This window comes from Streptomyces sp. TLI_053 (assembly GCF_900105395.1).
Taxonomy (GTDB): Bacteria; Actinomycetota; Actinomycetes; order Streptomycetales; family Streptomycetaceae; genus Kitasatospora.
Window position 1 is genome coordinate 3337192 of sequence record NZ_LT629775.1, and the last position, 15052, is coordinate 3352243.

Annotated in this window: 13 protein-coding genes; 9 read left to right on the top strand and 4 right to left on the bottom strand. The window is 75.4% G+C overall.

Annotated elements, in window-relative coordinates:
• Positions 1–39: 39 nt before the first annotated feature.
• Positions 40–600 carry a GNAT family N-acetyltransferase gene (locus tag BLU95_RS13170; RefSeq protein WP_093860196.1) on the top strand — a complete coding sequence of 187 codons (561 nt, stop codon included), beginning with the start codon at positions 40–42 and terminating at the stop codon, positions 598–600.
• 61 nt (positions 601–661) lie between these two features.
• Here BLU95_RS13170 and BLU95_RS13175 read toward each other — a convergent pair whose 3' ends face one another.
• Positions 662–2125: an MFS transporter gene (locus BLU95_RS13175; RefSeq protein ID WP_173862048.1), complete on the bottom strand. Its 1464-nt coding sequence runs from the start codon at positions 2123–2125 to the stop codon at positions 662–664.
• Positions 2126–2401: 276 nt separating this feature from the next.
• Here BLU95_RS13175 and BLU95_RS13180 point away from each other — a divergent pair, with 276 nt between their 5' ends.
• The 3 genes from BLU95_RS13180 to BLU95_RS13190 all read left to right on the top strand — a co-directional run bounded on the left by BLU95_RS13180 (position 2402) and on the right by BLU95_RS13190 (position 4738).
• Complete coding sequence (locus BLU95_RS13180; RefSeq protein WP_231978547.1) at positions 2402–3082, top strand: TetR/AcrR family transcriptional regulator; 681 nt, start codon at positions 2402–2404, stop codon at positions 3080–3082.
• Positions 3083–3165: 83 nt separating this feature from the next.
• Complete coding sequence (locus BLU95_RS13185; protein WP_093860197.1) at positions 3166–3978, top strand: enoyl-CoA hydratase/isomerase family protein; 813 nt, start codon at positions 3166–3168, stop codon at positions 3976–3978.
• Between the two features lie 160 nt (positions 3979–4138).
• A complete protein-coding gene (locus BLU95_RS13190; RefSeq protein ID WP_093860198.1) occupies positions 4139–4738 on the top strand; it encodes a hypothetical protein in 600 nt (199 codons plus the stop codon).
• Between the two features lie 80 nt (positions 4739–4818).
• On the opposite strand, the gene BLU95_RS13195 is transcribed toward BLU95_RS13190, so the two are convergent.
• A complete protein-coding gene (locus tag BLU95_RS13195; RefSeq protein ID WP_093860199.1) occupies positions 4819–6036 on the bottom strand; it encodes an acyl-CoA dehydrogenase family protein in 1218 nt (405 codons plus the stop codon).
• A gap of 173 nt (positions 6037–6209) precedes the next feature.
• Between BLU95_RS13195 and BLU95_RS13200 the strand changes: the two genes are divergently transcribed.
• Both BLU95_RS13200 and BLU95_RS13205 read left to right on the top strand, forming a co-directional pair.
• On the top strand, positions 6210–6866 hold the full coding sequence (locus BLU95_RS13200) for a TetR family transcriptional regulator (protein ID WP_093860200.1): 657 nt from the start codon (positions 6210–6212) through the stop codon (positions 6864–6866).
• Positions 6867–7012: 146 nt separating this feature from the next.
• The gene (locus BLU95_RS13205) at positions 7013–8467 is read left to right on the top strand and encodes a cellulase family glycosylhydrolase (RefSeq protein ID WP_093860201.1); all 1455 of its coding nucleotides are present in this window, start codon (positions 7013–7015) and stop codon (positions 8465–8467) included.
• 51 nt (positions 8468–8518) lie between these two features.
• Here the strand turns inward: BLU95_RS13205 and BLU95_RS13210 are convergent, their stop codons facing one another.
• Complete coding sequence (locus BLU95_RS13210; RefSeq protein ID WP_093860202.1) at positions 8519–10543, bottom strand: M3 family metallopeptidase; 2025 nt, start codon at positions 10541–10543, stop codon at positions 8519–8521.
• 190 nt (positions 10544–10733) lie between these two features.
• On the opposite strand from BLU95_RS13210, the gene BLU95_RS13215 reads away from it, so the two are divergent.
• On the top strand, positions 10734–12449 hold the full coding sequence (locus tag BLU95_RS13215; RefSeq protein WP_093860203.1) for a bifunctional 3'-5' exonuclease/DNA polymerase: 1716 nt from the start codon (positions 10734–10736) through the stop codon (positions 12447–12449).
• A gap of 88 nt (positions 12450–12537) precedes the next feature.
• Here the strand turns inward: BLU95_RS13215 and dhaM are convergent, their stop codons facing one another.
• Positions 12538–12930: a dihydroxyacetone kinase phosphoryl donor subunit DhaM gene (gene dhaM, locus BLU95_RS13220; protein ID WP_093860204.1), complete on the bottom strand. Its 393-nt coding sequence runs from the start codon at positions 12928–12930 to the stop codon at positions 12538–12540.
• Positions 12931–13087: 157 nt separating this feature from the next.
• Between dhaM and dhaK the strand changes: the two genes are divergently transcribed.
• Both dhaK and dhaL read left to right on the top strand, forming a co-directional pair.
• Positions 13088–14083, top strand: coding sequence for a dihydroxyacetone kinase subunit DhaK (dhaK, locus tag BLU95_RS13225; RefSeq protein ID WP_093860205.1), 996 nt, complete (start codon positions 13088–13090; stop codon positions 14081–14083).
• Positions 14084–14141: 58 nt separating this feature from the next.
• Complete coding sequence (gene dhaL, locus BLU95_RS13230) at positions 14142–14819, top strand: dihydroxyacetone kinase subunit DhaL (RefSeq protein ID WP_093860206.1); 678 nt, start codon at positions 14142–14144, stop codon at positions 14817–14819.
• Positions 14820–15052: the final 233 nt, after the last annotated feature.

Genomic DNA, 15052 nt, shown 5'->3' on the forward strand with positions numbered 1-15052 from the left:
GCACCGGTCCGACCGACCCTCGTCGCGAAAGGCACGCCCATGTTCGCCGTCCCCCTCTCCGAGAACGCCGAGCTCCGCCCGCTGGAGCCGTGGCAGGCCCCCGAGTACCTGGAGCACATCGAGCGCGGCCGGGCCCACATCGACGCCTGGATCAACTGGGCCGCCCTCGCCACCGACCTCGACTCGGCCCGCGCCGTCCTCCAGCGCTACGCCGACCGGCAGGCCGCCGACGCCGCCCGGCTGTACGGGATCTGGCTGGACGGCACCCTGGTCGGCGGGGTGATGTTCGTCCAGTTCGACGCCAAGGCCGGCACCTGCGAGATCGGCGTCTGGACCGAGCCCGCCGGCCAGGGGCGGGGCCTGGTCGGCACCGCCGTCCGGCACCTGATCGACTACGCCTTCACCGTCCGCGGCATGCACCGGATCGAGTGGCACAACAAGCCGGACAACCTCCGCAGCCGGGCCGTGGCCCAGCGGATGGGCTTCACCCTGGAGGGCGTGCTGCGCGAGAGCTACCTGCACAACGGGGTGCACCAGGACGGTGAGGTCTGGTCCCTGCTCACCCACGAGTGGAAGCCCCAGGGCGCCCCCACCGGCTGAGCACGCGCAGACCGGCGGGGCCCGGTGGACGGATCCACCGGGCCCCGCGCCGCGTCCGCCCTCAGGCGGCCCGCTCCCGCTCCCCGCCCGCCGCGGCCCCGCCCGGCCGCAGCCGCAGCGCCAGCAGCAGGGCCAGCACCATCACGCCGGCCGCCGAGAGGAAGACCGTGTCCACCGCGTCCACGAAGCCCGCCACCGCGTGCTCCCTGGCCGCGCCGGACAGCCGGCCGACCGCGCCCAGCGGCACACCGGGCTCGTTCGCGGTGAACACCCGGGCCAGCACCGTGCCGAAGACCGCCGCGCCCAGCGCGCTGCCCATGGTCTGGAAGAACCGGACGCCGGTGGTGGCCACCCCCAGCTGGTGCGCCGGGGCGGCGAGCTGGACCACCGTGATCAGGTGCCCGATCAGCTGGCCCAGACCGACGCCGAGCAGCAGCAGTTCGGCCCGGACCAGCCACAGCGAGGTCCCCGGCCCGCTCAGCCCGAGCAGCAGCAGCGCGGTGGCGGAGCAGACGGCGCCCGCGGCCAGCACGGCGCGCACCGACACCCCCCGCGCCTCCAGCCGGTTGACCACCAGGCCGATCGCGGTCATGCCGACCGCCATCGGGATCAGGTAGAGGCTCGCCGAGGTCGCGGCGACACCCCGGGCGATCTGGAGGTAGAGCATCACGTACATGATCGCGCCCATCATCCCCATGCCGACCAGGCCCTGCAGTGCGAAGCCGATCCGGATCTCCGGAATCCGGAACAGCGACAGCGGCAGCACCGGGTCGGCGGCGGTGGCCTGACGGCGGAGGAAGAGCAGGAACACCAGCACGGTGGCCGCGGCCAGGCCGAGCAGCTGCGGGGAGGTCCAGCCGAAGGTCCGGCCGCCCCACTCGGCGACCAGCAGCAGACCCGTGACGGAGGCGGCGGCCAGGGTGGCACCGAGGAAGTCCAGCCCGCGCCGGCCGGACCCTGCGGGCAGCCGCAGCACCAGCGCGGCCCCCACCAGGAGCAGCAGGCCGACCGGCAGGTTGACGTAGAAGATCCAGCGCCAGTCCAGGTGCTCCGCGAGCAGCGCGCCGATCAGCGGGCCGACGGCCATACCGCCACCGGCGACGATCCCGCCCGCGCCACCGCCGCCGCCGGCCTCGTCCGGGTTCCTCAGCTGGGCCATCACCACCATGGTCACGCTCATCAGCCCGCCGCCCCCGATGCCCTGGACCGCCCGGAAGGCGATGAGCTGCTCCATCGAGCCGGCGGCGCCGCACAGCGCCGAGCCGACCAGGAAGGTGCCGACCGCGCCGATCAGCACCCGCTTCGCCCCGTAGAGGTCGCAGAGTTTGCCGTAGAGCGGCAGCAGCGCGGTGGCGGCCAGCGCGAACGCGGTGACCAGCCAGGGCAGCCGGTCGACGCCGTGCACCGGGTCGAGGTCGCGGACGATCGGCACGGTGGCCGCCGACACGATGTTCGTGTCGAGCACCGCCAGCACGATCGTGACCAGGCAGAGCAGCATGCCCAGCTTGCGCTGCGGCTCGGTCATCAGGGCCGGTGCGGTCGGCCCGGACCCGGTCGGCGCCGGTGCGGTCGACGTCGGAGCGGTCGACGTCGGTGCGGTCATTACCGGCGCGGTCGGCACCGGAACGGTCGGTGATGCGGTCACGGCCATCGGAAGTCCCCCTGGGATCGCGGAGTTGGGGCGACGGGACGCCCGGCGCCGGACCGGTCCGACCCGGCGGCGCGGCACCACCATGACAGGCTTTTTTGACTCGGTCAATTCTTCGTCCGGATACATCTTTGATCCTGGTACAGTCATGGCATGACGAGAATCGAGGTCGACCCCGGGGCCGACATGGCCGGACTGGGCCTGCGGGAACGCAAGAAGCTGCAGACCGCGATCCGGATCTGGCGGACCGCCGTCGCCCTGTTCGCCGAACGCGGCTTCGACGAGGTCTCGGTGGCCGAGATCGCCGCCGCCGCCGAGGTGTCCAAGATGACCGTCTTCAACTACTTCGCGACCAAGGAGGACCTCGTCCTCGGGCCGATGGAGCAGCACATCGACGAGCCCGCCCGGGTGGTCCGCGAAGCCGCCCCGGACGTCGCGGCGGTCACCGCGCTGCACTCCCAGTACGTCGCCGCGCTCGCCGCGTTCGACCCGGCGTCCGGTCTGAGCGACCAGCAGCAGGTGGTCGACGTGATCCGCCTCGTCCACAGCACCCCCGTACTGGCGCAGCGGGCGCAGGCCGGGTTCGGCGCCGGGGCCCGGACGGCGCTCGCCGCCGAACTGCTCGCCCGGGACCCGGAGCACGACCCGCTGCTCGCCCGGGTCGCCGCCGCCCAGCTGCTCGGCACCCGGCTGACGCTGACGGAGGAGAACCAGCGCCGGATGATGGCCGGCGACCGGGCGGCGGACGTCCTGCCCGAGGCCCTGGCCAACGCCGACCGCGCCTTCGGCCTGGCCGCCGACGGTCTCGGCGACTACGGCGCCACCCGGTCCTGAGCGGCACCCCGGGCGGCACCGCCGGACTCCGGGAGACCGGACTCTGCGAGAGTGGCCGCACCCACACCCTCCCGGAGGTGCCCATGGCCACCCGGCCGCCGCTCACACGCGACCGCGCCCCGCTGCCCACCGAGACCGAGGGCCTCAACGCCCACGTCGGCGAGGACGGCGTCGCGGTACTGGAGTTCGACCGCCCGCACCGGCGCAACGCCGTCACCCTGGCGATCTGGCAGGCCCTGCCGCAGGTGCTGAAGCGGCTGGCCGAGGAGCCGGGTGTGCGCGCGTTGCTGGTCACCGGCGCGGGCGGCACCTTCAGCGCCGGTGCCGACATCGACGAACTGGCCGGGGTCTACGGCGATCCGGACCGTGCCGACGCCTACCACGCGATCAACGTCGCCGCCGAGGAGGCCCTGGCGGCGTTCCCGCACCCGACCATCGCCGTGGTGCACGGCGCCTGCGTCGGCGGCGGCTGCCAGCTGGCGGTCGCCTGCGACCTGCGCTTCGTCGCCGCGGACGCCCGGCTCGGCATCACCCCGGCCAAGCTGGGCGTGGTGTACCCGGCGGTGCCCACCCTGCGGCTGGCCCGGCTGGTGGGTCCGGCCCGCGCCAAGTACCTGCTGTTCTCGGGCGAGTTGCTGTCCGCGCCGGAGGCGGCCGCCCTCGGACTGGCCGAGCGCGTCCTGCCGGCCGCCGAACTTGACGCCGCGGCACTGGAGTTCGCCCGGCTGCTGACCACCCGCTCGCCGCAGACCATCGGCGCGGTCAAGGCGGCGCTGGCGGTGCCGCCGGAACGGGCGGCCGAGGCCCTCGCTCCCTGGGAGCGCCGCTCCCGCGAGGCCCCGGACGTCCGCGAGGGGCTCGCCGCCTTCCTCGAACGCCGCCCGCCCCGGTTCTGACCGGACGGGTCCCGGGGCCGGGGCGGGCCGGCACCGGACCGGGGCGGCACCGGGCCGGAGCGGCACCGGACCGGAGCGGCACCGGACCGGAGCGGCACCGGACCGACGGATACGATCATGCGACCGATCCGCAGCCGAACCAGCCCGGAGCGCCACCGCGATGACCGCCGCGACCACCACCGACACGCCCACGACGACCCGGGCCCGCCGGATCACCGACGGCCTGGAGCCGAAGAACGTCATCATCGCGATGCTGCTCCTGCTCGGCGGCCTCCGCTACGGCTGGACCGGCCTCGCCTGGGCGGCGTTCGCGGCCGTGTTCACCGCCGTGCTCCCGACCCTGTTCATCCACTACGGCATGCGCAGGGGAACCGTCGGCGACCGCCACGTCGGCCACCGGCAGCGGCGGCTGACGCTCTTCCCGCTGATCATGATCTCGGTCGCGGCCGGACTGGTGGTGATGCTCGCCGCGGACGCCCCGCGCGACCTGACCGCGACGGTGGTGGCGATGCTCGCCTCGCTGGTACCGATCCTGGTGATCACCGTCTGGTGGAAGATCTCCGTGCACACCGCCGTGGCGAGCGGCGCGACGGTCTGCCTGGCCGTCGCGCTCTCGCCCTGGTGGCTGCTGCTGTACCCGACGGTCGCGGCGATCGGCTGGTCCCGGGTGGTGCTGCGGGACCACACCACCGCGCAGACGGTCGCCGGCACGGTGGTGGGCGCCCTGTCGGCCGGGCTCACCTTCTGGGCCGCCCGCTGACCCTCCGGCCCGCCCGGGTCCGCCCGGGCCCGCCCGTCGGCCCCGTCGGCCCCCGCCGGCCCCGGCCCGGCCGCCGGCCGTCAGCGGATCGGCAGCCCCGAGACGGCCCGGGCGATCACCAGCCGCTGGATCTCGCTGGTCCCCTCGAAGATCGAGTAGATAGCGCTGTCCCGGTGCATCCGCTCGACCGGGTACTCCCGGGTGAAACCGTTGCCGCCGAGGATCTGCATCGCCTGCGCGGTGACCCACTTGGCGGTCTCGCCCGCGTAGAGCTTGGACATCGAACCCTCGGCCGAGGTGAACGGCTGGTTGGTGGCGGCCATCCAGGAGGCCCGCCAGACCAGCAGCCTGGCCGCGTCGATCCGGGTCTTCATGTCGGCCAGCTGGAACGCGACGCCCTGGTTGTCGATGATCGGACGGCCGAACTGCACCCGGGTCTTCGCGTAGTCGAGCGCGACCTCGTAGGCGGCCCGGGCGATCCCGATCGCCTGCGCGCCGACGGCCGGCCGGGAGGCCTCGAAGGTGGCCATCGCGGCGTTCCGCCCGGACTTGCGGACGCCCTCGCGGGCCCGGGCGAGGCGCTCGTCCAGCTTCTCCTTGCCACCGAGCAGGCAGTGCCCGGGCAGCCGGACGGAGTCCAGCACCACCTCGGCGGTGTGCGAGGCCCGGATGCCGTGCTTCTTGAACTTCTGGCCCTGGCTCAGCCCCGGCGTTCCCGGCGGCACCACGAAGGACGCCTGCCCGCGCGCGCCGAGCGCCGGGTCGACGGCGGCCACCACCACGTGGACGGCGGCGATCCCGCCGTTGGTGGCCCAGGTCTTGGTGCCGTTCAGCACCCACTCGTCGGTGGCCTCCTCGTACACCGCCCGGGTGCGCAGCGCGGACACGTCGGAGCCGGCGTCGGGCTCGGAGGAGCAGAACGCCGCGACCTTGACGTCGTCCGGGGTGCCGAACATCTGCGGCGCCCAGGTGCCGATCTGCTCGTCCGTCCCGTTGGCGAGGACGGCGACGGCGGCGAGGGTGGTGCCGACGATGGACAGGCCGATGCCCGCGTCGCCCCAGAACAGCTCCTCCATGGCGATCGGGATGCCGACGCCGGAGGGGTCGAAGTACTGCTGGGCGTAGAAGTCCAGCGAGTAGATGCCGAGCTTGGCGGCCTCCTGGATGATCGGCCAGGGGGTCTCCTCGCGCTCGTCCCACTCCGCGGCGGCGGGCCGCACCACGTCCGCGGCGAAGCCGTGCAGCCAGTCGCGGACGGCGATCTGGTCCGGACCCGGGTCCAGCGAGAAGGTGCTCATGGTGGGGGCCTCCGAAGATGGGTGCGACCCCAGAGGGGCGCGTCCGAGGATTCGACCGAAAGTGCGACCGACCGGGGTGTTACCACCGGTAACATCGTCGGAGTCTGCTACTGCTTGGTAACCGGTGTCAACGCCGGTGCCGGAACCCCGGCACGGAAGCGAAGGAACAGCGCATGGACCCAGAGCCCCGCCGCGAGCAGTTGCTCAACGCCGCCGACCGGGTCATCCAGCGCGAGGGGCCGGCCGCGAGCATGAACGCCATCGCCGCCGAGGCCGGCATCACCAAGCCGATCCTCTACCGGCACTTCGGTGACCGGAACGGCCTGATCCGGGCCCTGACCGAGCGCCACACCGGTGGACTGCTGGCCGCCGTCCGGGCCGCGCTGGCCGAACCGCTGGAGCGCCGCGACCGGGTCGAGCACGTCCTGGACACCTATCTCGCCGGGATCGAGTCCCGCCCCCAGGTCTACCGGCTGCTCACCCACCCCGAACCCGGTGACCCCAGCGGCGCGGGCAACGCGCTCGCGCCGGCCCTGCGGCAGATCGCCGAGGAGATCACCCGGGCCGTCGCCGGGCAGGTCGACCTCGGCGCCGACCGCGAACTGCTCGCCGAGGCCTGGGGGCGGGGGATCACCGGCATGGTGCTGGCGGCCGGCGACTGGTGGCTGGAGTCCCGCCCCTGCTCGCGCACCCGGATGGTGCAGGCGCTCGCCGACCTGCTCTGGGGGCGGCTCGCCGCCGCCGCCGACCTGCCGACCGCCGCCCTGCCCGGCGGAGCCGCGCCGGCCCCGGCCCCGGCGGCGGAGCCCCCGGACCGCCCCACCGGCTGACCGGCCGACCGGCTAACCGGCCGAGACCGACCGCCAACAGCGCTTCCCCACAGGCGTGTTCCGCTGCGGTCCCGCACCGCTCCCTTGCGCGGCGCGGACCCGGCGGGCATCATCGGGCCCCACCCCCGCCCGCCCCGGAGGTCCCGATGCGCCCGCCCCGCACCGCCGTTGCCCTCCTGATCACCGCCGCCCTCGCCCTGCCCGCCGCTCCGGCCCGGGCCCACTCCCCGTCCCGCGCACCGGCGTTCCCCACCGGCACCGCCACCGCCCCGGACGGCCGCACCGACCTCACCGACGCCGCCGGCCGCCGGCTCCAGCTGCGCGGCTTCAACCTCGACAAGTACGCCGAGGCCACCGAGCGGGACCTCGGATCGATCGCCGCCCAGGGCTTCACCCTGGTCCGCCTGCCGGTCTCCTGGACCAGGCTGGAGCCGACCAGGGGCCGCCTCGACCCGGCCGAACTGCGGCGGCTGCACCGGCTCCTGGACGCGGCCGACCGCTCCGGCCTGCTCGTCCTGGTCGACCTCCACCAGGACGTCTACGGCCCGTACTTCGGCGGCGGGGACCGCGGCATCCCGCCCTGGGCCACCCGCGACGACGGCCTGCCGTTCGAGCCCGACCCCGACGACTGGTTCGCCGGCTACTTCCAGCCCGGCGTCCAGGCCGCCTTCCGGCACCTCTACGACGACCCCGACCTGCGCGCCTGGCAGGCCGACTTCTACACCCGGCTGGCCCGCGAACTGCGCGGCCACCGCTCACTGCTGGGCTACGACCTGTTCAACGAGCCGTTCGGCCCGGTGGACGGCGACCCGGCCGACCCGGAGGTGCTCGCCCGCGCCGCCGCCGAGCTGGAACAGGGCCGGCTGGCCGGCATGTACCGGCGGCTGATCGCCGCCGTGCGCCGGGCCGACACCCGCGCCTGGCTGTTCGTCGAACCGACCGTCCTGGTCGGCCAGGGCGTCCCCACCCGGCTGCCCGGCTTCACCGACCCCCGCCCCGGCGCGGCCCGGCTCGGCTACGCGCCGCACTTCTACGACACCGCCGTCGAGTCCGGCGCCGACTGGGACCCGGCCGGCGGCTTCGTCGAGCGCTACAGCGCCGCGATCACCGCCTACCCGACCGCCCGCCGGCTTCCGGTCCTGGTCGGCGAGTGGGGCCCGCCGGACTCCCGTACGCCCGGCAACACCCTGCTGGTCCGCCGCCAGGTCGAAGCGATGGACGGCTTCGCGGGCGGCTGGACGATGTGGTACTGGTGCCGGGGCCACGGCGGCTACTGCGCGCTCGACCCGGCCGGCCGGCCCGCCCCGGGCGAGGAACCGGCCTTCGGCCCGTACCCGGTCGCGACCGCCGGCACGGGCGCCCGCACCACCTCCGACGGCACGCGGCACACCGTCCGCTGGACCGCCGACGGCACCGGCCGGAGCACCGAACTCGCGCTGCCGGCCGCCGCGTTCCCCACCGGCGTACGCGTCACGGCACGCCCGTCCGGCGTCCTGGTCGAGCTCGACCAGCCGAGCGGCGACCGGGCCGGCCACGCCCGGATCCGGCTCCCGCACGCCCGCCCCGGCACCCCGGTCACCGTCGTCCTCGAACCCCGATGAGCGACGGCCGGGCGGCGCGGGACGCTCCGCACCGCCCGGCCGTGCTTCCCGCTACAGCAGCCCGCGCCGGGCCAGCAGCGGGGCGGTCTCCGGGTCGCGCCCGACCACCGCGCGGAAGGAGTCCAGCGCGTCCCGGCTGTCGCCGCGCGCCAGCAGCTCGCGCCGGAACAGCTCACCGCTCTCGCGCACGCTCCGCCCGCCGTCCTTGAACCACTCCACCGTGTCGGCGTCCAGGACCTCCGACCAGATGTAGGCGTAGTAGCCCGCGCTGTACCCGCCGGCGAAGATGTGCCCGAAGTAGGTGGTCCGGTACCGCGGCGGGACCGCCGCCAGCGCCAGCCCGGCCTTCGCCAGCGCCGCCGCCTCGAACTCCTCGGCGTCCGCGACCTGCTGGCCCTCCGGCAGGGTGTGCCAGGCCCAGTCCAGCAGCGCCGCCGCCAGGTACTCGACGGTCCGGAAGCCCTGCCCGAAGGACTCCGCCGCCTCGATCCGCCCGACCAGCTCGGCCGGCAGCGGCTCGCCCGTGGCGTGGTGCCGGGCGTAGTTGGCCAGGACCTCCGGCCACACCATCCACATCTCGTTGACCTGGGACGGGAACTCCACGAAGTCCCGCGGCACGGCGGTGCCCGCGAAGTACGGGAAGCGCACGTCCGAGAACAGCCCGTGCAGCGCGTGGCCGAACTCGTGGAACAGGGTCCGCACCTCGTCCCAGGACAGCAGCACCGGCTCGCCGGGCGCCGGCTTGGCGATGTTGAGGTTGTTGTAGACCACCGGCCGCCGGCCCAGCAGCCCGGACTGGCTGACCAGTTCGTCCATCCAGGCGCCGCCGCGCTTGGACGCCCGGGCGTGGAAGTCGCCCAGGAACAGGCCGAGCGCCGTGCCGTCCGCGTCGAACACCTCGAAGACCCGCACGTCGGGGTGGTAGCCGACCAGGTCGGGGCGCTCGGTGAAGCTCACCCCGTAGGCGAGGTTCGCGGCGAAGAAGACGCCGTCCCGCAGCACCCGCTCCAGCTCGAAGTACGGGCGCAGCGCCGCCGCGTCCACCTGGTACGAGGACTGCCGGACCTGCTCCGAGTAGTACGCCCAGTCGTGCGCGGCGATCTCCTCGACACCGTCGGCGGCGGCGAGCCCGGCCAGCTCGGCGGCCTCCCGGCGGGCGTTGGCCACGGCCGGCGGCACCAGCCGGGCGAGCAGCGCGTCCACCGCCTCCACGGTGCCGGCCGTCTCGTCGGCCACCACGTAGGCGGCGTGGGTGTCGTACCCGAGCAGGCGGGCCCGCTCGGCGCGCAGCGCCGACATCCGGATCGCCAGCGGCCCGTTGGTGGCGGCGGCCCGGCCGAGCGAGGCGGTGAGCAGCCGCTCGCGCACCGAGCGGTCGGTGAGCGAGGCGAGCTCGGTCTGGTTGGAGAAGTTCTTCAGGCTGAGCACGTAGCTGCCGTCGTGCCCGAGCGCGCGGCCGTTCTCGGCGGCCGCCGCGATCGCGTCCGGGGAGAGGCCGGCCAGCTGCTCGGCGGAGTCCAGCACCAGCGCGCGGGCCTGCGAGTCGGCCGACACGTTCTGGCGGAACTCCGATGCTGCGGCCGCCAGTTCGGCGTTGATCGCGCGCAGCCGGGACTGCTGCTCGGCACCCAGCCTGGCCCCGGCCCGGACGAACGCGGTGTACCGGCGCTCCAGCAGTCGCAGCGACTCCGGGTCCAGGCCGAGTCCGGCGCGGCGGTCGTACAGCTCCTCGACCCGGGCGAAGAGCGCGGCGTCCAGGTGGATCGCGTCCCGGTGCGCGGCCAGCCGGGGGCTGATCTCCGCGTCGATCCGGTCGACCTCGGGGGTGGTGTCGGCGGAGGAGTGGTTGTCGAAGACCCCGCGGACCCGGCGCAGCAGTGCCCCCGAGCGCTCCAGCGCGACCAGGGTGTTCTCGACGGTCGCCGGCGCCGGATCGGCGGTGATCGCGGCGATCTCGGCCAGCTGCTCGGCCATCCCGCGCTCGAAGGCGGGCAGGTAGTGCCCCGGCCGGATCTCGGCGAACGGCGGCAGTTCGTAGGCCAGGGTGCTGGCCGTGAAGAACGGGTTCTCGGTCATTCCGCCGACCTTACGCGGTGTCATCGGCGCTGCCTACGCCTCCGCCCGGCCACCGGCGCGCACGGGACGCACGCGCCCCGGCCCGGCCGCCGAACGGCGCGGCTCCGGTTGTCGTACCCTCCCGCTACCGTCGGCACCGACCGGCCGTACGCCCCCGGACGGTCACCGTCCGCACGAGAGGAGGAGCCCCGTGGCACCCAGGATCGCCCTCGCCCCCGACCCGCACGGCCGCGGCGGGCGGCTCCAGCCGCTCGACGACGCGGGCACCCCGCTCGGTCCGCCCGTCCCGGTGCCCGACCTCGCCGCCGCCGTCGCCGGGCGGGAGGCCGCCGAGCACCCGCGCTGGGTGTGGGCCGCCGCCGACTCCGGCTACGACCCGCTGCTCCCCCGGCTGCCCGGCCGGCTCGCCCGCTGCCACGACCTGAGGCTGGTCGAGGCGCTGCTGCTCGCCCACGAGGGCCGGTTCGGCGCCCCGCGGTCGCTGGGCGCCGCCTGGGCCCGGCTGCGCGGCCTGCCGGTCCCCGACGACCTGCCCGAGCCGGGCTCCGCGGAGGCCGACGACGGCCAGGACACGCTGTTCGCCCCCGACCGGCTCCAGCTGCCGCCCGGTACCGACCCGCTGGCCGCCGTGGTCGCCGTCCACGCCGAGCAGCAGCGCCGGCTGGCGGCGATCGAGCCGCCGGAGGCCAGGGGCCGGTACCGGCTGCTGCTGGCCGCCGAGTCCGCGGGCGCGCTGGCCGCCGCCGAGATGGGCCACGACGGCCTGCCCTGGCGGACGGAGGTGCACGACCGGCTGCTGACCGAACTGCTCGGCCCCCGCCCGACCGTCCCCGGCGCGCAGCCGCGCCTGCTCGCCGAGCTCGCGGCCGAGCTCCGGGAGGCGCTCGGCGGCCGGGTGTTCAACCCCGACTCGCACGCCCAGGTGCTGCGCGCCTTCGCCGAGGCCGGGATCCAGCTCGGCTCCACCCGCTCGTGGGAGCTGAAGCGGATCGACCACCCGGCGGCCCGGCTGCTGATCCGCTACAAGGAGCTGTCCCGGCTCCACGTCGCGCACGGCTGGGCCTGGCAGGACGCCTGGGTGCGCGACGGCCGGTTCCGCCCCGAGTACGTGGTCGGCGGCGTGGTCTCCGGCCGCTGGGCCAGCCGCGGCGGCGGGGCGCTCCAGATCCCGCGCATCCTGCGCCGGGCCGTGGTCGCCGACCCGGGCCGGCTGCTGGTCGTCGCCGACGCCGCCCAGCTGGAGCCCCGGGTCCTCGCCGCGCTCTCCCAGGACACCGGACTGGCCCGCACCGCGGCCGGCGGCGACCTGTACGAGGCGCTCGCCGCCTCCGCCTTCCAGGGCGACCGCGACAAGGCCAAGCTCGGCCTGCTCGGCGCCATGTACGGGCAGACCAGTGGCGACATCGGCCCGCTGCTGGCGACCTTGCGCAGCCGCTACCCGGCCGCGATGGGCTACGTCGAGGCGGCCGCCCGCACCGGCGAGGACGGCGGCGTGGTGGCCTCCCGGCTGGGCCGTCCGTGCCCGCCCGCCTCGGCCGACTTCCTCGACCTGACCGAGGCGGGCGAGGCCGGCGGCGAGGAGGGCGGGCGCCGGGCCCGCTCCCGGGGCCGGTTCACCCGCAACTTCGTCATCCAGGCCAGTGCCGCCGACTGGGCGCTGGCACTGCTGGCCGCGCTGCGCCGCCGGCTGGCCGAGTTCCCGGTGGCCTCGGCGGAGGACCGTCCGCACCTGGTGTTCTTCCAGCACGACGAGGTGATGGTGCACACCCCGGCCAATCTGGCGGACGAGGTGGCGGCGGCGGTCGACGCGGCGGCGGACGAGGCCCGCCGGCTGGTCTTCGGCGAGACCCCGGTGCGCTTCCCGCTGAGCACGGCCGTGGTGGAGTGCTACGCCGACGCCAAGTAGCCGCGTCTCCCGCCGCGGTTGCCGCTGCCGCAGCCGCTGCCACCGCTGTTGCCACCACCGCTGTGACCGCTGTTGCCGCTTCCGGTGCTCACAGCTTGCGGTAGCCGCGCGCCTCCTCGGCGGCGGCGACCACCTCGGCCAGCGCGGCCCCGGTCGACGCGGTCACCGCGGCGGCGACCGCGCCCTCCACGAACGGCGCGTCGACCAGTACGACCCCGGGGCGGGGCTGGTCCTCCAGCACGGTCACCGCGGTCAGCACCGAGCTCCCGAGGTCCGGCAGCACCACGGCCCCCGCCCCCGAGTCGGCCGCCGCCACGGCCCGGGCGATCAGCTCGTAGCTGCTGCCGAGCCCGCCGTCCTCGGTACCGCCGGCCACCACCACCCGGACCTCCGGTGCGGCGAGCTCCCCCAGCAGTTCCCTCAACCCCCCGGCCAGCGCGGCGCTGTGCGAGACCAGGACGATGCCCACGTGTCCACTCATGCCCCGACCCTAGGCCGTGCCGGCGAAGCCGCGCCGGACCGTTCGCGTGTTGCTCCGGACGAGTGAGGGTGCGGGCGGCGGGCCGGATCCGGGACACCGGCCGCCGCTCCGGCGTAGCGTCGGGTCAGCACCGTCGGCCGAGGGGAGCGCGTACACCGTGAAGAAGCTCATCAACAGCGCGGACACCGTGCTGGAGGACGCGCTGGCCGGAGTGGCCGCCGCCCATCCGGAGCTGGCGGTGGACCTCGCCGCCCGGGTGATCACCCGGGCGGTGCGGCCGCCGGCCCCCAAGGTGGCCCTGGTGTCCGGCGGCGGGTCCGGGCACGAGCCGCTGCACGGCGGCTTCGTCGGCCCCGGCATGCTGGACGCGGCCTGCCCCGGCGAGGTCTTCACCTCGCCGGTCCCGGACCAGGTGCTGGCCGCGGCCGAGGCCGTGGACTCCGGCGCCGGCGTGGTGTTCGTGGTCAAGAACTACACCGGCGACGTGATGAACTTCGAGCTCGCCGCGGAGCTGGCCGCCGAGCGGGGCATCGAGGTCCGCACCGTGCTGGTCGACGACGACGTGGCGGTGGAGGACTCCACCTGGACCGCCGGCCGGCGCGGCACCGGGGCGACGGTGGCGGTGGAGAAGATCGCGGGCGCGCTGGCCGAACGCGGCGCGGCGCTGGACGCGGTGGCCGCCCTCGGCGAGCGGGTGAACGCGGCCTCCCGCTCGTTCGCGATCGCGCTGACCGGGGCGACCGTCCCGGCGGCGGGCCGGCCCGGCTTCGAGCTGGCCGAGGACGAGATCGAGGTCGGCGTCGGCATCCACGGCGAGCCGGGCCGCCGTCGGGAGAAGCTCCGCCCGGCCCGCGAACTGGTCGCCGAGGTGGTGTCGACGATCCTCACCGATCACCACCTGACCGCCGGGGACGAGGTGATCGCCCTGGTCAACGGGCTGGGCGGGACACCGCTGCTGGAGCTGTACATCGTGTTCGGCGAGGTCGCCGCGAGGCTCGGCGAGCACGGCATCACGGTGGCCCGCAGCCTGGTCGGCAACTATGTGACCAGCCTCGACATGGCGGGCTTCTCGCTCACCCTCACCAAGGCCGACGCGCAGTTGCTGGAGCTGTGGGACGCCCCGGTGGACACCCCGGCCCTCAAGCGCGCCTGAGTCTCCGCCACGGGCCCGACCGCGGGACCCGCCCCAACGACCCGAAGGAGCCGTCCGCATGGACGTCGACACCCGTCTCGCCGAGGACTGGGTCCGCGCGATCGCCGCGGCGGTCGAGCGCGATCACCAGCGGCTCACCGAGCTGGACACCGCGATCGGCGACGGCGACCACGGCAGCAATCTGCGCCGCGGCTTCGCCGCCGTGCTGGCCGTCCTGGACAACCCGGACAACTCGGGCAGCCCGGACGGCCCGGACGCGCCCGCACCGGACGCCGGCCCCGGCGCGGTGCTGACCAGGACGGGCAGCACCCTGATCTCCAAGGTCGGCGGCGCCTCCGGCCCGCTCTACGGCAAGGCCTTCCGCGCGATCGGCGCCGCCCTGCCGCCGCCCGGACAGCCGCCCGCCGACGCGGCCGGGCTGGGCGAGGCACTGGCCGCCGGGCTGCGGGCGGTCCGGGACCTCGGCCGGGCCGCGCCGGGGGACAAGACCGTCGTGGACGCCTGGACGCCCGCCCTGGAGGCCTACCGGGAGGCGGTGGCCGCCGGGGCCGGACTGCCGGAGGCCGCCGCGGCGGCGGCCGCGGGCGCCGAGCGGGGCGCCCGGGACACCGAACCGCTCCAGGCCCGCAAGGGCCGCGCCTCCTACCTCGGCCCCCGCAGCATCGGCCACCGCGACCCCGGTGCCGCCTCCACCGCCCTGATCTTCCGGGCCCTCGCCGACATCACCGCGGGCTGAGGCCGCCGTCGGGGGGCGGGGCGCCACCGGCTCCGCCCCGCCCGCACGCGGCCGTACGGACGGGACGGCCGCCGGTCAGACCGACCATTCCTGCTCGGGGATCCTGCTGTTGGAGCAGGTCCACAGGGTCAGGTAGGCACCGTCACCCATCGAGCCGCCCTTGTTGGCGATGCACTTGCCGCCCCAGGACGGGCGCCGGAATCCCGCACGGACTCCGGCGGCATCGAACCCAG